Below are 19,668 nucleotides of genomic sequence, written 5' to 3'. Positions count from 1 at the left end.
TTCCTTCTGAGGAGATCGATTTCAACCCTGTCGCAGGCGGCGAAACTGTCTTCATTCACCTGCAGCCCTTCACCTCCCCGCCACTACGGCAAACTGTGCCGCTACCCTTCGCAGCCGGACGGCGATCGGCATGCTCATATGCCGAACCGCCGCCGGATCGCTGAGCGCCGTCCATATCGCCTTGAGCGGCGACCGCGCCTTGATGTGCTGAACCAGCGACAGGAATGATGCCGCCCGCCGCAGGCTGCGAGCGCGCCTGGCGAACGCCGCCTCGGCCGCAGCATCCATGGAATGGGTCGCGGCGAAGGTGGCATCGGCCCTGCGCATCGCCTCGACGTGATGAAGTTCGAGCACCCGGGAGATGGAACCGGTGCGAATGTGGTAGATATAGCCCGTCGTCGGCTCGACCATGCATTTGCCGCCTTTAGCCAGAGCACTGGCCAGGAGGATATAGTCTTCGCCAATGATCAGGCTTTCATCGTAACGAAGCCCGTTCTCGTTCAGGAACCGGCGCTGGAAGATCGGCTTGAGGTAGCCGAGATTGAAGCTCGATTCGAAGAGGACGTTACCGCCGATGAAATCCGCCAGCGAGATTGAACCGAGGCCTTCCAGATAGTCGGCCGGGAACATCGTCTCTTCGGCAACGCCATCCTCGCGAACGACCTGCAGATTATCGACCGCGATCTCGGCGCCCGCTTTCTCCGCGCGCTCGATCATGGTGCAGATTCGCCCGGGATAGACCGCGTCGTCCGAATCTAGGACCGCGACCCACCTGCCGCGGGCAAGCTCAAGGCCGGCATTCCTGGCGCCGCCGGGGCCACGGTTTTGCTCAAGCGCGACAACGCGTACGATGTCTTCGGGGTAGGATCTCGCCAGGTCGAGCGTCCGGTCGCGCGACTTGTCGTCGACGACGATGACCTCGACGCTGATATTGCGCTGGGCGACGGCGCTGGCAATCGCCCGATCGATGGTCGCCTCGGCATTGTAGGCGGCAATCACGAAGCTCACGTCAGGCTGCACGCTTGCCCCCTTGCTGCGGCGAAGACAGGCCGTATTGGCGGATTTCACGAACCCCGACGAGGCCGCTGACGACGCCGACATGCATAATGCCGCGAAGCACGCTGCGGTTCCGACGTACGGGGTCGATGGCGACCGGAATTGCCGACAGGAAACTGTAGGCGGCCTTTGCCGCGGCAATGCCGACCTGCTTGAGCCGGGCAAGGCCGTGTGCGTTGCGCCCCAGAAGATGACCATGCGTCTGCCCAACGCGGAACCGGCGGCGGCCGAGCCAGTCGAATGCCGCCCTGGCAGGTGGCACCGCTTCGTCGACCCAAGCCTCCGGCGAAAAGGCGATGCGGCCGCCGGCCTTGACCATCTGGTCGAAGAATTCCGTATCTTCGCCGCCGGTCTGGCCACGTGCCAGGCTGAAGCGCCGGCCGCGCAGGCTCTCAGCGCCAATCCTGAGCAGGACGTTGCAGGTGTAGCCGGTGCGGATTTCGCCGCTCACCCAGACCGGCAAGGTCGAGTGGAAATCGCCTTTGCGCATCCAGGCGGGCGCATCCGGCAGGTAACGGGCTTGCACCGGCCCAAGCACCGTCGCAGCACCTGTTGCTTCCGCCGTCGCCACCAGTTCGGCAAGCCAGCCAGCGGTGGCCGTCTCGTCATCGTCGATAAAGGCGACGAAATCCGCCGCACTGGTATCGAGGCAAGCGTTGCGCGCGATCGAGATGTTTCGGGCCGGGGCGTGCCGGTAGGTCACCGGCAGCTTCAACTCCGCAGCCAGCGTCGTCACCATCTGTTCGGCCGTCGGCGTATCGTCGTTGTCCGCGATGATAACACCGACGTCGAATCCCGCGGGCATATCCATGGCCGCTATGGAGCGAAGCGTGTCGGCAAGCTCCGGCCGGCGAAATGTGCAGACGCAGATATCGATGCTTCGATTTTTCCTGACCGGGTCCATCACGCTACCCTGCGCTGCGGTCGCGGTGCGAGCAGTTGCAGCCAGAAACCGACCGACCAGCCGAAATGCATGACCATTGCCGAGACGCCGGCAAGGGCAATGTCGGCTTTGCGCTGGCTGAGAGCGGTCCAAAAGCCGTAGCCGAGGCAGACCGACGCCCATAGCAAAAGCGGCACGGCCGCCAGCCAGTGGACGAAGGAAAAGGCGGCGAGAAGAACCACGGGGAACACTAGAAGCGGCATCATCTGCCGGATCTTCGGGATCATGCGGTGCTTGAGAACGTTCTTCGCCCGGCCACGGCCATAGCCGAGATACTGAAAATAGAGGCCCTTCAGCGAGGAACGCGGGTAGTAGACCATTTGCGTCTTGCCGGTCATCCAGATGCGGTAACCGGCCTGGCGGAGCCGATAGTCGAGTTCGGCATCCTCATTGTGGCTGAACGTTTCGTCATAGCCGCCGACCGCGGTGAAGGCCGATATCCGTATCAGTGCGTGGTGGCCATGATCGACCCATTCTCCCGCCGAAAGATGCCGGTGCTTGGAGCCGCCGGTGCCGAGCCTGGAGTTCTGCGCCGCTGCCGCTGCTTTCTGAACCATGCCGCTGCCACTGGTCAGCATCGAGACGACGACCGAATCCGCACCGGTGGCCTGCGCTTCTTCGACCAGCCGGTCGCAATAATCCGCAGGATAGCCGCCATGCGCGTCGATGCGAATGAGATAGTCGACGCCTTCCCCGAACCTGGCGACGGCGAGATTGATTGCCGCGCTCTGCAAGCGCTTTTCATTGTGCAGTAGGATCACCCGCTGATCTTTTGCGGCGATGTCCGCGACGATCGTCCTGGTGCCGTCCGTGCTGCCGCCATCGGCAACGATGATCACGGCGCCCAGCCTCTCGGCCGCAGGGCGGAGCTCTCGAAGCAACGCGCCGATATGGGCCGCTTCGTTCAGGCACGGAACCACGATCGTGCAGGATGGAATTTCGGTTTGCGTCATCGGCAGTCCTTCTATGCCAATGCTTCGGCAGCATATGGACCGGGAGCCGCAGTCAGCCCGCGGAGCTTTTCGACGAGCGCCCGACAATCGGCGCGGTCGTAGCTCCAGGTGCGCGGATTGCGGGCGAGAACACGCGCCCTCAATGTCCCGAACCGATGCTGCTCCATCGTGCCGACGGCGACTTCGAGCGCCTCGGGCGTGGCTTCTGGCAAAAGAACCCCTATGCCTTGCCGGTCGAGGAACCGGCCGGTTTCGGTGGCTCCCATCGAAATCGGCACGGCTCCGAAGCGGCAGCCCTCATAGAGCCGGTTGGGCAGCAGCCATTCGGAGTTCAGGCCCTGCTCAAAAAAGTCGATGGCCCAGGAAAAGTGGACCTCGCGGTAGATCGCCGCCATATCCTCGGGATTGCGGTAGGGCCCGCCAAACGAGAGCCAGGGTTCCGATTCGACGAAACCGTGGAAATCGGGAAATTCGGACAGCGCCGGGCGGCCCCTGAGGACGATTTCAAAGCGGCCGTCGAGGCGGCGCGAAAATTCGGCCAGAAGCTCCAGGGAACGGCGGCAGCGGAGCGCCCCGAACCAGCCGATCCGCCAAGGCGGCGCTACGGGGTTCTCCGGCGCCGCGCGGTCATCCAGCGAGGCCGCGGCTGGCTCGAAATACTTGTTTTCGAGCAGTTCGACTGGGGCGGCAATCTGCCCGAACGGCTTGAAATAGTTGGCGATGAAGGCCGGAGAGCTGGTCACCAGAAGCTTCACATCCCTAGCCAGGAAGCGTTCTGCGCCGCGCATCGCCCATCCCAGTGGATCGTCGCGAAGCAGCAGGCGATGGATATCCAGGCACTCGTAGACGATCGGCACCGTTGCCTGGAAAGCCGATCTGGCGCGGCGGGCAAGCGCCAGCATTTCCAGATTGCGCGCGACAATGAGGTCGGGCCGTGGCATTGAGCCCAGCTTCGAGCCGGTCGAGACAACTGCCTTCATGATCGCGGCCAGACGTTGGGCGAATCGGCCATCACGAGTCGGGCCGAGATCGATCGGCTGCAAGCCCTCGACATCAGCAACTGCGCTTGCCGTACGACGAAAGCCCGCCAGCGTAACCTGGGCGCCGCCTGCCTTGAGCATTATGATCCGCCGGCGCACTGCCGGGTCGGAGACGTCGTGTACCAAGTACAAGACATGCAGCATGAAAACTCGACCGCTGTTGGCCCGCCCGCGACAATGCTAGTACAGCTCTTGCTGCATCGCAACATTTTTGGTTGCAGCGTAGCAAAGATCCCCGTTTTTTGTTGCACTGCAAAATCGATGGGTTAATCTCGCTCTGCTTGGGCCACATGGACCGCGCGTTGGCCTGCCATCGGGCTGCGCGCCAATAATCACGACGCGAGGACCATCCTTGGCGTGCAGCATTTTCGGCCAACCCGCCTGCAATCCGCCCCTTCGCACCCGTCGATGGAAGCACGGGACTACTCACGAAATGAGGTCATTCCATGAAGATCGCGGTTGAAAACACCGTCTGCCTGAATACCGGGGATGCAGCGATTCTCCTGGCGATCCGCCATGTTTTCAAGACGATCGTGCTAGACGATATCCAGTTCTACGTCTTCGACAGCCAGCCGGAGGTGGCGGCGAGGCTCTACACGAAGAAAGAGTATCCTGATCTCGAATTCCACAAGCTGCTGTCGGAATCGCTGTTCCGCTACAAATACGGCAGCGGGCTGAAGAACCTGTTCAAGCCGATCTACAATCGGCTCGTCCTCAATGCCCTGCGGCGGTTCGGCTTCCGCGGCGTTCTCGGGCGTTTGTTCAGTTCAAGCAATCGCCGTGGTCTCGATATCTACAAAGACGCCGACCTCGTGGTCACGACAGGCGGAACCTATCTTGTCGAGACTTACAATCTGGAACGGCGACTTAATCAATTCCGGATCGACGCGATTCTGGGCAAGGACCCGGTCTTCTTCACGCAATCGCTCGGCCCGTTCAACAAAAGTTACAATCGCCAGGAGTTGAGCCCGATCTTCGACCGGAGCCCGCTCATCCTGCTGCGCGACGAACGTTCGCGAGGCCACATTGTGGAAATGGTGAACGACCCCGGCAAATGCCATGTCGTGGCCGACGCCGTCTTTGCGCTGGCCGATACCGACAGGATCGGAAGTTTTCTGGCCTCCGGCCAGTCGGCGACCGTCACCGGCCGCGTCGCCATTTCCGTCCGTCACTGGAACTATGTCAGCGACGGCGAGGGCGGCATGCGCCGCTACATCGACTCGATCCGCGCGATCGCGACCATCCTGGTCAGGGACCACGCCAAGGAGGTCACCTTCGTCTCCACCTGCCAGGGCGTGCCGGAATACGCCCATGATGATTCCAAGACGGCGCGGGCTATCGTTGCCGAACTCGATCCGGAGATCGCCAAGCATGTCAGCGTGGACGCTTCGTTCCACACGCCGGAGCAACTGATGGCACTGGTGAAAGGCTTCGACTTCGTCGTCGCAACGCGCATGCACATGATGATCATGTCGCTCTGCGTCGGCACGCCGGTGCTGCCGATTGCCTATGAATTCAAGACCAAGGAACTTGCCAAGCGGATCGGCGTCGCCGACCTGCTGCTCGACATCGACACGGTGACGCCCGAGGAAGCGAGCGCGAAGCTCGGCAGACTTACCGCCAATCTCGACCTCTATCGCAGGACGAGCCTTCAGGCAGTGCTTGAGGAGCATGCGTCGGCGATGTCGGCAGGTGAGCTTTTGAGGCCGGTGATTGCCGGCCTAGCGGGCGTTGCGCATGGCGCTGGAAAGCGTGGTGAACAGGGCGCTGCGCGACTGGCGAAGGGCGAGCATGAGGACCAGGCCGATCGAATAATTGAGGGCACCCGCCAGGACCACCGCGAGCAGGTCTGACTGGCTGGTCAGCGATGCCGGCAACTCGCGGTACACGGACCAGGCAAGCAGCGACGACGCGATGAATAGTCCCTGCATGACCAGGAAGTCGGCTGCGGTCACCGGGCCGACCCGGTGGACAAGAACGGCAAGTACCGGGACGCGCAGCACATAACCGCTGATCGCGTAGGCCGCCGCGACACCGACGGCGCCCCAGTGCAGGCCGATGATGAAGGCGGCGACCGTCGTCAGCGACGAGTAGATGCCCCAGTGGAACATGGTCTTGGTCTTGCCCTGGCAGATGAAGATCCAGCCGGTGGTGCTCGAGACGGACTGGATCAGGCTGGCGATGCCCAGCCAGGCGAAGATCGGCGCCACCGCCGTCCAGCGCTCGCCGAAGAGAAGCCCGACGACCTGGTCCGACGTCAGCGTCAGCGCCGCGATGCCGGGCATAGTGATGGCCGCCAGCATCCAATTGGTTCGCACATAGATGTCGCGAAACCGCGCCTTGTCCTCATGGATGCGACTCAGCAGCGGCACCATCACGCGTGTCAGCGGCTGGTTGATATTCTGCAGCGGAAACAGCAGGAGCTTGTAGGCGCGGTCATAATAGCCGAGCTCGATCGCGCCCGAATATTTTCCGATCAGGATGTTGTCGAGATTGCGCGAGAAGAAGTTGGCCAGATTGAAGCCGGTCAGATTGGCGCCGAAGGACAATATGTCGGTATCGACCTTCAGGTCCGGCCGCGACGGCGTCCAGCGCGCCACCTGCCATGCCGCGGCCAGCGCGACAACAGCCGAAACCGCCGGGCCAATGACCAGCGACCAGTAGCCCAGCCCCGCATAGGCGGCGATTGCGGTAGTCGCAAGTCCGGCAGCGGCGGTTATCACGTCGTTCAGCGCGAGTTGGCCAAAGCGCAAGTGACGGTTCATCAGCGCCAGCGGCACCGCGGCGAGGCTGCCAAGCAGCAGCGGCAAGGCAGAGCCGATGGTGATCCCGACCATGCGTTGATCGCCATAGAAGGCAGCGATGGCGGGCGCCAGGCATGCAACCACCACGGCACTGCCCATCCCCACCAGCGCACTGATCCAGAATACCTGGTTGAGCTGCTCGGTGCTGATATCCTTGCGCTGGACCACAGCCTGTTGCAGGCCAAGATTTTGAAGCAGCCCGACAAAGGCCACGATCGGCCCGACGGAAGCCACTAGGCCGAAATCCTCGGGCACGAGCAGACGGGCAAGCACGATGACCGAGAGAAACTGGATCGCCATCTTGAAGCCTTGCGCGCCGATCGTCACCATGCCGCCGCGCAGGGCGACGCGACCGAACTGGGGGGGCGGGTTGGCGTTCATGCCGGCTGCCTGGCTTCGGCCAGTTGAGCAACGATCTGCGCAAAACGTTCGTTGAGTACGTCCGCGTTGAAATCCTGCTCGATCTTGCGGCGCGCCGCACATGCGATGCGCTCGCATTTGTCCGGGTTCTCTGCCACCCAGACAAGCTTGCGGGCCAACGCCGCAACGTCTCGCTCCGGTGCGAGGAAGCCTGTCTCCTGATCCTCGATCAGTTCGGGGATGCCCGAGTGATAGGTGCTGACGACGATCAGCCCGGCGGCCATAGCTTCCATCAGCGCCACCGGAATACCCTCGAGATCGCCGTCTCGCGCGGCTACGCTAGGCAGCAGGAATACGTGGGCATTGTGCAGGCGCTGCTTGACCTCGGCATGCGGACGCGGCCCGAGGAAAGTCACCCGGTCGGCAATGCCGAGATTTGCGGCGAGCTTCTTCAACTCTTCCAGCAATTCGCCGCCGCCAATCACCGAATAGACCCAGTCGCGCCGCGGCAGGCTGGCGAGCGCCCGAAGGGCGAATTCGATGCCCTTCTTTTCGGTCAGCCGGCAGACCGAGATGAAGGACAGCGTGTCCCGGTCCCAGGAACGCCAATGGTAGCCGATCTCACCGGGCCGCACGCCCATATGGTGAACCATGACTTGCGCCGGGGGTGCGCCGACGCCGATCAGGGCATCGCGGAAAAACGCGTTCACCGGGAGCTGGAGAACGCCCTTGTCGAAGACAACCTTGTAGCGCGTGAGCGTGTTGTCATGCAGCGGTTCGCCGACATCGCGGCCGTGGAATATGGTCACCAGCGGAGCGGAAATCCGGCCTCGTTTCATGGCGCGGGCGACGCGCATGCCGTTATTGCCGAAATGCGCGACGATCACATCGGCGTTCTGCAACTTGCGCGCAAAAGCGATGTCGACAGCGGTCGAGAGCTTATCCCAGAACCTGCCCGACCATCTCCTGAGCGTCGGGCGAAAGCGCCCCAGCCCGCCCCACCAGCAGACGACCTTGCCAGGGAGACCCTGCCAGCGGCGATCGTCGATGTTGCTGTCCTTGCCGAAGGACGTCTCGTTGCAGACGACGCCGACTTGCATGCCGCGCTCGAGGCACCCTTCTATCTGGTCGAGGACGAAGGTCTCCGACAAAGAGGGGAACTTATCAACTACGAAGCAAATCTTCATCGAATGGACGATCTTTCGAGGCCGGTCGGCGATCTGCTCGCGCGGATGAGGGATGACGCCCGTCGCCGCCGTGCGAGGCGCCTCAAGCGTCTGGTGTTGTGCGTGTCGTTGTCCCAAAGCAGCTCCCACCCTGGTCAGGCGCGAGAGCCGGCTTTTAGGCGACATGCATGGCTTTGGACGAAATACATCAGGCGGCACGCTCCAGCGCGCCTTGCCTGGCGCGGTCGAGAACGCCGAGAAAAGTCGCGAACTGGCTGTCGGGGTTCATTTGCGGCCGCTCCGAAAACAGCTGCGCCGCCGCCGACAGACGGTCGTACTCGGCCTTGTCGCTCCATAGTCGCCTGACCGCGGCGACCCAGTTGTCGAGCGGTGCGTCATAGTCGAGCACCACGCCGCCGGCGCCAATCGCTTCCGGCAGGCCGCCGCGACGGGACCCGACGACTGGAATGCCGCTGCAATGGGCCTCGGATGCCACCCGCCCCCAGGCCTCTTCCCATTTGCTGGGCGCCAGCAGGATCTTGGTGCGGCCATAGACCGTCTTCATGTCGCTGGTGCGGCTTTCCAGCCTGACGTTGCGCAGCGGGGCGATGATCTGTTCGATCTGCGCCCGATGGTCGTCGTCGAGCTTCCAGCTTTCGACGAACAGGAACGGAATTTCGGGGCATTGGCCGGCGATGCGCACGGCGAGTTCGAACCCTTTTTCGTTGTAAGGATTGATCAGCGTGACGAATTCACCGGTGGTCGGCGTGCTGTAGAGCCCGGGATTGATGGTCGGCGGGATCACGGTCGAGTCGATGCCGAACCTTTCCTTATAGGTGCGCGCAGTGAATTCGGAATTGGCGATATAAAGCGCCGAATGCAATTCGCGCAGGTCGCCGGCCAATTCGTGGAATTCGACGTTCCGCAGATAGACCACCAGCGGTATTCCGAGCGCCTGCAGCGCCTTTCCGATCGGCACCGATTTGTGGCACTGCACGACGGCGACATCGGGATCGAGCCGTTCGACCGCGAAGCGCGCCGCCTCCCAGGGAAACCATGCCCGCACGACCGGATAGCCGGGATAGCTGTCGATGACCGCTCGCTGGCGAAGCAGCTTCATCTTGGCGCGCGCCTTCAAGCCGAACATGCCGTCACCGAACAGCGCCGCCAGAACCGAGGCGTCATGACCGTGCTCGCGCAGCTGCTCGACCAGATGATGCGTGCTCGACTGAACGCCACCGCTGAACTGCGGCGTGTAGCCGTTACCGCCCGCAAACAGAACTTTCATGGACCTGGCTCCTTGCTGGACCGCCCTAGCGTCACGCCGCCATTCTGCCGATGCTGTGGTATTCGATGCCGTGGCGGGCAATGACCTTGGGGTCGTAGAGATTGCGTCCGTCGAAGATAACGGGCGTGGTCAGCGCGTTCTTCAGCGCATCGAAAGACGGCGCGCTGAAGCTTTTCCACTCGGTCACGATCAAGAGCGCATCGGCGCCTCGCAACGCGGCCTCCTTGGTGCCGCACAGTTGCAGGTCATCGCGGAGCCCGTAGATCGCCTGGCATTCCTGCATCGCCTCGGGATCGTAGGCCTGGACATTGGCACCGGCGGCCCAGAGCGCTTCCATCAGCGTGCGGGCCGGGGCCTCGCGCATGTCGTCGGTATTGGGTTTGAAGGCCAAGCCCCACAGCGCAAATGTCTTGCCTTTGAGATTGCCCTTGAAATAGCGGTCCACCTTCTCGAACAGGACCGACTTCTGCTGGTTGTTGCGCTCCTCGACGGCACGCAGCAGCTTGGCGTCGAACTTGACGGCCTCGGCGGTCTTGATCAGGGCACGCACATCCTTCGGGAAACACGAGCCGCCATAGCCGAGGCCCGGATAGATGAAGTGGTAGCCGATCCGCGGGTCGCTGCCGATGCCCTTGCGGACTTCCTCGATGTCGGCGCCCAGTTGCTCGGCCAGGTTGGCCATTTCATTCATGAAGCTGATCTTGGTCGCCAGCATGCAATTGGCCGCGTATTTGGTGAACTCGGCACTGCGCACATCCATGACGATCATCTTTTCGTGGTTGCGGTTGAACGGCGCGTAGAGCTCGCGCATCACCGCCTCGGTGTCCTCGTTGCTGGTGCCGACGATGATCCGGTCGGGCTTCATACAGTCGCTCACAGCGGACCCTTCCTTGAGGAATTCCGGATTGGAGGCGACGTCGAAAGCCAGATCCTCGCGCCCGCGCGCCTTCAGCGTTGCGGCGATCCTGGCCTTTATCCTTTCGCAGGTGCCGACGGGCACGGTCGACTTGCCGACGACGATCTTGGGCTCGTCCATCTCACGACCGATGGCCTCGGCGACGGCCAGCACATATTTGAGGTCGGCCGAACCATCCTCGCCCGGCGGCGTGCCGACGGCGATCATCTGGATCTGGCCATGCTTGATCGCCGCGGCGGCGTCGGTGGTGAACTTGATGCGGCCGGCGGCATGGTTCTCCTTGACCATGTTTTCGAGCCCAGGCTCGAAGATCGGGACATGACCCTGGTTGAGCCGCTCGACCTTTTTTGCATCGATGTCGACGCAGACCACCTGATGGCCGACTTCGGCAAGCACCGCCGCCTGTACAAGACCGACATAGCCGATTCCAAAGACAGTCAAATTCATTCGGTTTCATCCCTGTTCAAGGCTTCGGGCCTGTTCTAGCTTCGGTTTTCCGACCACCTTCGGCCCGGCCGGTTCAGATGCGCTTCTAGTTTGTCTTGCATGCCAGCGATTCGGGGAATTGGCAGGGCTGGCCAAGTGCAGTGAATGCAACACGATCCACCTGCATGGTGAGCTTGCGGCCCGGATCCGAGAACGGCCCCATCCAGCCCTTCATCGTATCGCTGCCCCACAGGCTGAAATAGATCCTTTGCGAATGGGTGGGCAGCTTCGCCGGATCGGTGATCTCGTGGACAAGCTTGCCGTTGACGTACCAGCGCAGCCGGTCCTTTTCCCAGACGAAGGCGTAGTCGTTGAAGGCCTTGTCGGTGCCGCCGGCGACGTCGACCAGTTTCTCGTTCTTGCCTTTGCCGGCTATGTAGGCGTTGACCTGAACCTTGGACGTGTCCTTGGTCAGCACCTCGAAGTCGATTTCATCATGCGGCTGCTTGTCGGCATCGCCGACGAAGCTGAAGAATGCCGCGTTGACGCCAGAGCCCGTGTCGGTCTTCATCCGCGCCTCGTAGGTACCGTAGCCGAAGCGCTGCTTGGTCTGGATCTCGGCGCAGGCGAATTCGCGATCCTTCAGCTTGCGCTTCTCGAAACCGAGCGTCAGCATGCCGTCGGAAAGCCCGATCAGGTTTTTGGACCAGGTGCAGTTCTGATGCTTGCCGTTCGTCCAGCCGTCGGAAATGTACCAGCGCGCGCGACTGAGGCTGGTGAAATCATCGACAAAGGACGGCGCGGTTGGGAGATCCTGCGCGCCGGCGGGCACCAGGCCCGCAACCAGACTGCCGAGAACGACCAGCAGAAACGCGCCGTCTGAACGGAGCCGCCGCAGCTTGCCTGGGATCGGGCGCGTGAACGGGGTGCCTCCGGTTGCCGGGGCGGGCGTGCTTTTAAGATCTGCGTTCATATCAAACTCACCTTGTGCTGTGCGCCCCCAAAGCGATCGTTCGAACCGTGACGAAACAACCTGATCTTGACCTCTGTCGCTCCCAAGCTCCGTCTTGTGCCTAAAACCATTGCGCCGACCCGGGTGTTCGCTCAGCCTGTGCCGGAATCGGCGGGCTTCACAAATCGGTCCTTATGTCGGGACCGTTCTGCCGCTTCTCTTCGAAGATTTCATCCAGCGAATGACGGAGATCCTTCATCTTCTGCATCTGGCGCGACAGCGCTGCGATGCGCCGCTCGCAATTCAGAATCGACCTGGTCAGTTCGCCGACTTCGGAAGACCTGCGAGAGGAGACCGCTCCGTTCTCCATCGCCTCAACCAGAAAGGCGGCATTGGTAGCCGTTGTCCTGTAGCGGTTCTCAAGGCCGCTCTTCTCCGCCTCGACTTCGGCCGAGATCTGGTCCAGCAGCTTTGCCAACCGATCAAGGCGCGAGGTGTCGGTCTGCGTGTCGCGCGCCGGATCTCTCGACCGGAAGCGAAAGATCGAGGCCATGCAGTCAGCGCCCCATCATCGTCGAGCTGGTGAACGGCCTTAGTGCCCGTCCACATTCAAAAGACATTTCTTGCATCGTCCAGCTCCTCCGACAGGGTATGTCTCGGGCCAGTTCGGTTGGCCGTCCAAAATTGCTGCACCGCAACATAGATTGCCATTCCCTGCGCGCATAGGCAACCACCTAGATCGTAAACTCATGAATCTCGTTGAAATGGTGCGAGCCGACCGAAGGGTAAGGGAGTGGCTACCGCCATCGCACGTTGACGTGCCTAGCTTTCGTTGGCCGTGCTGGTTCCGGCCATGAGGAAGCGCAGCGGCGGCACATGCTGACGCTTCGCAGCGAGACCAGCGCGGCGAAACAGCGCATCCAGCTTGTCGGAGGCAACGCCGCGGACGACGGCTGTGAGGTTGGACGAGCCGGCCAAGGCGTAGGCCGCGGCCGGTGCCAACCCGCGCTCAGCCTTCACGTCTAAAAACTTCCGCAACCGGTATTTGTCGCGGATGTGCCGCTCGTGCCTTCTCAGCGCAGCCTTCGATGCCTCCGGCAAACTGTCGATCGCAAGCAGTGCCAGGTCGGCATCGGCCAGATGCTTCAGGTCCTGGGTCTTGTGCCGTCCGCTCAGCGAATCGGCGCGCACGATCGCGCCGTAGCCACAGGATTTGATGACCTTGAAGCGCGCGCCAAGGGCAACCGCGCGCGCATAGAGTTCATAGTCTTCACCCAGGCGCAGCTTCTCGTCGTAGCGCAGCCCATGCCGATCGAGGAAGGCGCGGCTGATCACGGGTTTGAGGAACCCCAGTTCCCCTCGTTGCACACGGCGCCTGGAGATGTTGGCGTCGATGAAACCCTCGAAATCGAGGAATTCCGGCTCGGGCGAGAACGGTGGAGCCACGATTTTCGAAACGTCGGTTGCCGCGTCATCCCTGACAAGCATGATGTTGTCTGCGGCGAAATCCCAATCGGTGCTGGCGAACAGTCTGTGAAACCTGCCTTCGAAAAAGAAATCATCAGCGTCCAGAATGCTGATGAACGGCGACCTGGAACCGGCAATCGCGGCGTTGCGTGCAAAGGATGGGCCGCGATTGGCATCGAAGCGGATGACGGAAAGACGGCCCGTGCCGTCGCCGGCCGCGTGGGCGACTTTCGCGGTATCGTCGGTGGACGCGTCGTCGACGACGACAACCTCCGCAACCTCAGGCTCGCGTAATGCCGATGCAATGGCAGCCGGGATTGTCCGCGCCGCATTGCGGGCGGCGATGATCACGCAGACCTGGAATGATGTCATAGACATGCCTCTCGGTTGCAGAAGCCGTTGCGGATTTCCTCGCCCCGTCCGCTCAATGCCCCACCGCCCATCCTGAAATGCATCGGCCCAAACGCCTATGCTGCAAGTGCGAAGCAAGCATCGCCAAAATCATCGGCGCCGTCCAGTTTTTCATTTTGCTGGGTGTCATGGCCCGGTTGGGTAGGCGGCGAGCCTCAATCGGGATGGCTCCAGAAATGCGCCGCTTGGCAGAGCCGTTCCTACACGCTCCATCAGAGCGCTCAACTGGCAGAAACCAGTTGCTGATCCTCGCCGACCGGACGGCGGCGGGGCGGAGCGAGCGCGTCGAGGCCCGCAGTGTCAAGGAATTGAAAGAACAGGAATGCCGACTGCCCGTGTCGTTGAGGTGAGCAATTCGTCAGGGGACCGGCGAGCTTAACCACAGGTCACATGGACATCGCAGACCGCGGCCAGGCCCGAAATCAGTGAAGGCCTCTCCTGGCGCTGAGTTTCTCGGCTTCGGCCGCTTCGTTCGAACTCAGCTTTCGTTCAGCGTCGCGGATTTTGTCGGCCGGGGTCGGGGCATTTCTGGCAACCATGGCAAAGACCAGCAGAAAATAACCCAGTTGGATGACTATAGCGCAGCCGATGACACGAAACAGCGTCGTACCGAGCGAGGCGCCGCCTAAATAGGACCAGACGATCACGATCGCCAGCGCAAAACACATTCCGATAATGAACTTTGGCAGTGACATACCCGATAGCCCATCAACCGGCTCGGGAAAAAATGTCGACAAGCCCACCCCGAGCACCTCCCTTAAACTCTGCGAGCTTATTTAGGTTGCCCGCTTCTGGCCGGTTGCTTCCGGCCTAGCCCAATCTGTCCATAGTCCGACAGAAACAATTTGCAACTCTATTGAGCCGCGCAATAGGCGGCAAGGGCAGCTGCGCAATAAATTTTAAACGAATCCTCGGGATCGACTCTGCCATGGTGCAACGCACACGTCGGCATCACACTGATTGCCGGATATCGACTCACTCCAGTAAGATTTATAATATTGAATAGTATTTTAGCATAACATCAGTCATTATCTTGAAATTCTAAATGACGGCAAAGCTCCACAGGAGGGTATAAAGAGCGATTCGCCTAAAATCAGCCCCAAAATAGGACTAGTTTTTCCAAAATTGCCCATAATCTGTCTCTTTTGCGACATAAAGGCGAAATTTTGTGCAGGACGAGTTTATTATTTAGTCAGTTCATGACGCGACTATTACAGCCGTCTGGGAAATTGTGTGTTGCGCTGCAACATTTTTTTGGTATCGTGCGGTAAACCATCCGTTCAACGTATGGAGTTTACGCATGAGGGACGTAGCCAAGCCGGCCGATGCGGATTTTTCGCAGGCCGGCGTCGATTTTCCGCCACCGATTGGCGGCCTGCTCAAACGCAGCTTCGATATTGTCGGTTCGCTGATCGGCCTGGTCGCTCTCAGCCCGCTGTTCGTGATGATAGCGCTGCTTGTCAGGTTTTCCGATGGCGGGCCGATTTTCTATGGTCACAGCCGGATCGGCCGCGGAGGACGGATTTTTCCGTGCCTCAAGTTCCGCACCATGGTTCCAGACGGCGAGCGGGTGCTTGCTGCCTATCTCGCCGCGAATCCGGAGGCCAACGCCGAATGGATAGCGACCCGCAAGTTGAAGAACGACCCGCGGATCACGCGCGTCGGAGCGGTGCTGAGGAAGCTCAGCCTCGATGAGTTGCCGCAGATCATCAACATCCTGCAGGGGGATATGAGCCTGGTCGGGCCTCGTCCCGTGGTGCGCGATGAGCTGGAGATTTATGGCAATTCGGCCGTCTATTATCTTAAATCGCGCCCCGGCCTGACAGGGCTGTGGCAGGTCAGCGGACGCAACGATGTTTCGTATGACAGCCGCGTCGCATTCGACAGGCACTATGTCGAGAACTGGTCGATGTTCGAAGACATCCGCATCATCATCAAGACCGTACCCGCGGTCTGGATGTCGCGAGGCTGCTACTGACGGCCGCTTGCTGGCCGTGCATCGAGGAGCGACTGTCCAGAATTCGGGCCTGGAACTCAGGCCCCTAACTCAGGCATCGGCAGCTCATCGGGCGGGGCAAACCAGATCGGAAACGCTCAGTTGAAAGCAGATATAATCGATATTTTTTGCACCGGTATTCTCTCCAGACGCATGCGGCGAGTACGGCTTTTGACGACTTGCCTTACAATGGCGACCGGCCTGACGCTGTCGCTCGCCTTGCCACAGTTTGCCTTCGCCGACGACTATCGCCTAGGAGCACAGGACAAGCTGACCATTCGCGTGGCGGAATGGCAGACCGTCGAAGGCACGTTCCGTGACTGGTCGGCCATCAATGGAGAATACACGGTCGGGCCCGCTGGAACCTTGTCGGTTCCCTTCGTCGGCGAGATGCCCGCATCCGGCAAGACGACTTCGGAGATCGCCGCATCGCTCGGCGAGGCGCTGCAGCGCAAGCTCGCTCTGGCCGACAAGCCGGAGGCTTCCGTCGAAATGGCACAGTACCGGCCATTCTACATCTCCGGCGAGGTGCAATCGCCCGGCCAGTATCCTTGTGTGCCTGGGTTGTCCGTGCTGAAAGCGATGAGCATTGCCGGCGGAGCCCGGCGGAACCCGGAGAGCGGGCAGCGCTACGACCGCGACCTGATCAATGCGAAGGGCAATTTCGACGTATTACAAGACCAATTGGTCAGGCTGACCGTCAAGCGCGCCCGCATCGAAGCGGAACTGGCGGACAAGCCGGCATTCGCGGTGCCGAAAGAGGTGGCCGACGATCCGAAGCTGCCCAGCATCGTTGCCGATGAGACGGCGATCCTGGCGGCCGACCAGAAGAAACTCAAGCTGCGCTTGCAGGCGCTCGACGATTTGAAGGCGCTGCTGCAGAGCGAGATCGATTCGCTGCAGAAAAAGATCGTCAACCAGCAGAAGCAGGTTGATCTGGCGAAGGAGCAGCTCAACGGCATCGGCTCGCTGGCGCAAAAGGGCCTGGTCGTCAACACGCGGGTTTTGAACTCGCAGCAAACCATCGCCGATCTCGAGGGCCAGATCCTGGATTACGAAACGGCGATTCTCACGGCCAAGCAGTCGATCAGCAAGGCCACCCAGGACGCCATCGATCTCGAGAATACCCAGAACTCCAGCCTCGCGACCGACCGGCAACAGACGGAAGCCGATCTCAACGAGGTGACGCTGAAGCTGAATATGGAAAAGGCCTTGATGTCCGAAGCCTTGTCGGGCAGCCCCATGCCGCAATTCTACGGCAACAACGAACCAGCGGCCTTATCATTTTCCCTGGTGCGGGTGGTCGACGGCAAGACCAGCGAAATCACCGCCGATGAAGACACGCCGGTGCTGCCAGGGGACGTGATCAAGGTCAAACCGGCGCCCCTGGCCATCCAGTAGCTTCTTTCCACCGGAGCAAAGCACCAACCCCGCAGGCAGCGGTCTGCGGGGTTTTTGCGTTTGGGATCTTATGGGTCAGAAAACAAGGCGGCCTTCGGGCAACGAACCGCCTGGATCCGCCCGCTCTAGCCTCGCACGGCGTCCGGTTCCTCAAGATGGTTCACGGCGCTCCACCGGGAAGGAGCGACGGCCGGCACCCTCACCAGCTTGAAGTAGCTGTAGTACAGCAGGAACGATCCCATGATGTAGGGATTGAGGGTCTCGACCTCGACGAAGGATCGGATGAACAGAAGCACCATGACGCCGGCAAGAATCACGGAGTCGGCTTGCCATGTCCTGAATATCAGCGCCGAGACGTGACCCCAGAGCGTGCGCAGGATGATCAGCGAAAGCAGTGTCGCGCCGACGAAGCCGAGTTCCACCAAGGTCTCGATGTAGGTGTTGTGGAAGTGGAAGCCGCTTCGCGCGGCGATATAGAATTCGTTCCACAGCCGCTCGGCCTCGGAGAAGCCCTGCACCCAATAAGCCGCGTAGCCGACGCCGAGGATGGGCGATTGCTGCGCGGCATTCCAGCCCTGTTGCCAGAGGTAGGTTCGTCCGGTGAGCGTCGAATCCTTGCCGAAAAGGCCAAGGACAAAGTCCATCAGCCCGAGATTCAGCGCAATCACGGTGCAGGAGACCAGCCCGCCCGCACCGATTATGAAAATTACCCGGCGATGGCGGAGCGAAAGCAGCTTGCCGATGGAAAGCAGGGCGACCAGAGCGAGAACCGCGGGGGTAGATGCCATCGAAGTGGCGGAATGCGACACCACCAGCAGATAGCCCGATAGAAGGACAATCGGTACGATCAACAAACAGCTTATCCGGCCGCGCCTGAGAAAGGCCAGGTAGACAACGCAGAAATAGATGCCAAGCGATGCGACAAAGCCGATCTGGTTCTTGGAGCTGAACGCGCCGACGAAATTATACGTCCCATCGAGAACATCGTAGGAATAGCTCGCGACCTTGAGCGAGTAGAGCAGGACGACGAAAATCCCGATCAGGGCGCCTATGGTCAAGGTCCGGACGCTGACGGTGCGCGCGGCAATGTAGGCGCAGGCGATATGGGAGCAATATTGGACGGCCGTTCTTGCCGTGGTGCCGGGAGCCGCCGACCAGAACACCGAGAAGCAGACATAGGTTGCAAAGGCCAGCGGAAGCCAGGCGCTGGAAGCGTGCCTTAATATCTTGCGGTAGTCGACCAGGATGAGCGGTAGCCAGACTGCATAGTAGGCCAGGATCATGGCCTGGCCGAAAATGGTCGAGTAGGAAAACGCCCAGATCGAGACGGCAACGGCAAAGCTGCCATAGACCGTGTTCTTGTCCGGATCGATCAACAGAGATTTTGGAATCTTCATCTCGATAGCGGTTTTCCGTCCTTGCAGCTCAATGCCGATTTCATGGGCCGCTCGTGGGCCGATTCGTCGGATCGATGGGAGCCTCGCCGGCAGGCGCTCGCATTGTGCAGTGCAATATAACCCATCCGGCGCCGCCTGTCACCCGGATGCCAACCGGGCGCGTCGTTCCAGCCGTTCTCTCCATACCGGGCGAGACGATTTGGCCAGAAGGCAGTGCCGTACAATTGACCGGTGCTGGCCCATCATAAGCTGTTCTGAGGTTGCAAGTCCGCGCTTGAACTTGTCCGCCGTTGACTTCACATTCGCCGCCAATTGGGAGGAAGACCACATGCCGATGAGTTTCGCGGGACGATTTGCCGGACGATCTGCTGTTATCACCGGCGGCGCCTCAGGCATCGGCCTGGCCGTCGCGCAAAGGATCACTGGCGAAGGCGGGCGTGTTTCGGTCTGGGATCGCGATGCCGCCCAGATCGAGCAGGCCAAGGCCATTGTTCCAGGCCTGCACAGCGTCACCTTAGACGTCGCCGACCCCATAGCGGTCGAAGCCGCCGCCGGAGAGACGATCGAAGCGCTTGGCGCGGTCGATGTCCTTGTCACCAGTGCTGCCATCACCGGGCCGAACATGACGACCTGGGAGTATTCGGTGGAGGATTGGCGCCGGGTCACCGACATCAACATCAACGGCGTCTTCTTCTGCAACAAGGCGCTGGTCCCGCATATGCTCGAACGCAATTACGGCAGGATCATCAACATCGCCTCGATTGCCGGCAAGGAAGGTAACCCGAACGCCTCGGCCTACAGCACCTCCAAGGCGGCGGTGATCGGCATGACCAAATCGCTCGGCAAGGAACTGGCCAAGACCAAAGTAACGGTGAACTGCGTCACGCCGGCGGCCGTGCGCACCGCGATCTTCCAGCAGATGAGCCAGCAACACATCGACTTTATGCTGTCCAAAATACCAATGGCGCGGTTCGGCGAGGTCGAGGAGGTGGCGGCGCTGATTTGCTGGATCGCGTCCGAGGAATGCTCGTTCACAACGGCGGCCGTCTTCGACGTCTCCGGCGGCCGGGCGACCTACTGAGGCAGGCCGGA

General features: G+C 61.1%; 16 protein-coding genes and 1 pseudogene. 4 read left to right on the top strand and 13 right to left on the bottom strand.

Annotated features, from left to right (window positions below):
• Positions 1 to 69: 69 nt before the first annotated feature.
• From NKJ81_RS10710 to NKJ81_RS10695, 4 genes are read right to left on the bottom strand one after another with little or no spacing between them, the layout of a single operon-like run.
• On the bottom strand, positions 70 to 1,020 hold the full coding sequence (locus NKJ81_RS10710) for a glycosyltransferase family 2 protein (protein WP_352540411.1): 951 nt from the start codon (positions 1,018 to 1,020) through the stop codon (positions 70 to 72).
• Positions 1,010 to 1,960, bottom strand: coding sequence for a glycosyltransferase family 2 protein (locus NKJ81_RS10705; protein WP_352540410.1), 951 nt, complete (start codon positions 1,958 to 1,960; stop codon positions 1,010 to 1,012). Before NKJ81_RS10705 ends, NKJ81_RS10710 begins: the two co-directional genes overlap by 11 nt.
• Complete coding sequence (locus tag NKJ81_RS10700) at positions 1,960 to 2,952, bottom strand: glycosyltransferase family 2 protein (RefSeq protein ID WP_352540409.1); 993 nt, start codon at positions 2,950 to 2,952, stop codon at positions 1,960 to 1,962. Before NKJ81_RS10700 ends, NKJ81_RS10705 begins: the two co-directional genes overlap by 1 nt.
• A gap of 11 nt (positions 2,953 to 2,963) precedes the next feature.
• Positions 2,964 to 4,136, bottom strand: a complete 1,173-nt coding sequence (locus NKJ81_RS10695; protein WP_352540408.1) for a glycosyltransferase family protein — start codon at positions 4,134 to 4,136, stop codon at positions 2,964 to 2,966.
• Between the two features lie 302 nt (positions 4,137 to 4,438).
• Between NKJ81_RS10695 and NKJ81_RS10690 the strand changes: the two are divergent.
• A pseudogene (locus NKJ81_RS10690) lies at positions 4,439 to 5,491 on the top strand (polysaccharide pyruvyl transferase family protein); the annotation flags it as partial.
• A 222-nt stretch (positions 5,492 to 5,713) separates the two neighbouring features.
• On the opposite strand, the gene NKJ81_RS10685 reads toward NKJ81_RS10690, so the two are convergent.
• The 8 genes from NKJ81_RS10685 to NKJ81_RS10650 form a co-directional block, all read right to left on the bottom strand.
• On the bottom strand, positions 5,714 to 7,177 hold the full coding sequence (locus tag NKJ81_RS10685) for a lipopolysaccharide biosynthesis protein (RefSeq protein WP_352469926.1): 1,464 nt from the start codon (positions 7,175 to 7,177) through the stop codon (positions 5,714 to 5,716).
• Positions 7,174 to 8,460: a glycosyltransferase gene (locus NKJ81_RS10680; protein ID WP_352540407.1), complete on the bottom strand. Its 1,287-nt coding sequence runs from the start codon at positions 8,458 to 8,460 to the stop codon at positions 7,174 to 7,176. Before NKJ81_RS10680 ends, NKJ81_RS10685 begins: the two co-directional genes overlap by 4 nt.
• A gap of 70 nt (positions 8,461 to 8,530) precedes the next feature.
• Positions 8,531 to 9,610 (bottom strand): glycosyltransferase, encoded by a 1,080-nt coding sequence (locus tag NKJ81_RS10675; RefSeq protein ID WP_352540406.1) that lies wholly within the window; start codon positions 9,608 to 9,610, stop codon positions 8,531 to 8,533.
• Between the two features lie 31 nt (positions 9,611 to 9,641).
• On the bottom strand, positions 9,642 to 10,973 hold the full coding sequence (locus NKJ81_RS10670; RefSeq protein WP_352448451.1) for a UDP-glucose dehydrogenase family protein: 1,332 nt from the start codon (positions 10,971 to 10,973) through the stop codon (positions 9,642 to 9,644).
• Positions 10,974 to 11,058: 85 nt separating this feature from the next.
• Positions 11,059 to 11,925 carry an endo-1,3-1,4-beta-glycanase ExoK gene (gene exoK / locus NKJ81_RS10665; protein WP_352540405.1) on the bottom strand — a complete coding sequence of 289 codons (867 nt, stop codon included), beginning with the start codon at positions 11,923 to 11,925 and terminating at the stop codon, positions 11,059 to 11,061.
• Positions 11,926 to 12,082: 157 nt separating this feature from the next.
• A complete protein-coding gene (locus NKJ81_RS10660; RefSeq protein ID WP_352540404.1) occupies positions 12,083 to 12,457 on the bottom strand; it encodes a hypothetical protein in 375 nt (124 codons plus the stop codon).
• A 269-nt stretch (positions 12,458 to 12,726) separates the two neighbouring features.
• Positions 12,727 to 13,749 carry a glycosyltransferase family 2 protein gene (locus NKJ81_RS10655; protein ID WP_352469920.1) on the bottom strand — a complete coding sequence of 341 codons (1,023 nt, stop codon included), beginning with the start codon at positions 13,747 to 13,749 and terminating at the stop codon, positions 12,727 to 12,729.
• 455 nt (positions 13,750 to 14,204) lie between these two features.
• On the bottom strand, positions 14,205 to 14,525 hold the full coding sequence (locus NKJ81_RS10650) for an exopolysaccharide production repressor protein (protein WP_352469919.1): 321 nt from the start codon (positions 14,523 to 14,525) through the stop codon (positions 14,205 to 14,207).
• Between the two features lie 557 nt (positions 14,526 to 15,082).
• On the opposite strand from NKJ81_RS10650, the gene NKJ81_RS10645 reads away from it, so the two are divergent.
• Together NKJ81_RS10645 and NKJ81_RS10640 are read left to right on the top strand one after the other, a co-directional pair.
• Positions 15,083 to 15,760 (top strand): sugar transferase, encoded by a 678-nt coding sequence (locus tag NKJ81_RS10645; protein WP_023676307.1) that lies wholly within the window; start codon positions 15,083 to 15,085, stop codon positions 15,758 to 15,760.
• A gap of 207 nt (positions 15,761 to 15,967) precedes the next feature.
• Entirely contained in the window at positions 15,968 to 17,179 is a 1,212-nt protein-coding gene (locus NKJ81_RS10640; RefSeq protein WP_352540403.1) for a polysaccharide biosynthesis/export family protein, read from the top strand.
• Between the two features lie 125 nt (positions 17,180 to 17,304).
• Here the strand turns inward: NKJ81_RS10640 and NKJ81_RS10635 are convergent, their stop codons facing one another.
• Positions 17,305 to 18,576: an O-antigen ligase family protein gene (locus tag NKJ81_RS10635; protein WP_352540402.1), complete on the bottom strand. Its 1,272-nt coding sequence runs from the start codon at positions 18,574 to 18,576 to the stop codon at positions 17,305 to 17,307.
• 328 nt (positions 18,577 to 18,904) lie between these two features.
• Between NKJ81_RS10635 and NKJ81_RS10630 the strand changes: the two genes are divergently transcribed.
• A complete protein-coding gene (locus NKJ81_RS10630) occupies positions 18,905 to 19,657 on the top strand; it encodes an SDR family NAD(P)-dependent oxidoreductase (RefSeq protein ID WP_352448445.1) in 753 nt (250 codons plus the stop codon).
• Positions 19,658 to 19,668 lie beyond the last annotated feature (11 nt).

It is taken from the genome of Mesorhizobium sp. M0018 (genome assembly GCF_040323955.1).
Classification (GTDB): domain Bacteria; phylum Pseudomonadota; class Alphaproteobacteria; order Rhizobiales; family Rhizobiaceae; genus Mesorhizobium.
The sequence above is the reverse complement of the archived record's forward strand: the minus strand, read 5'-3'. Positions and strand labels throughout refer to the sequence as shown.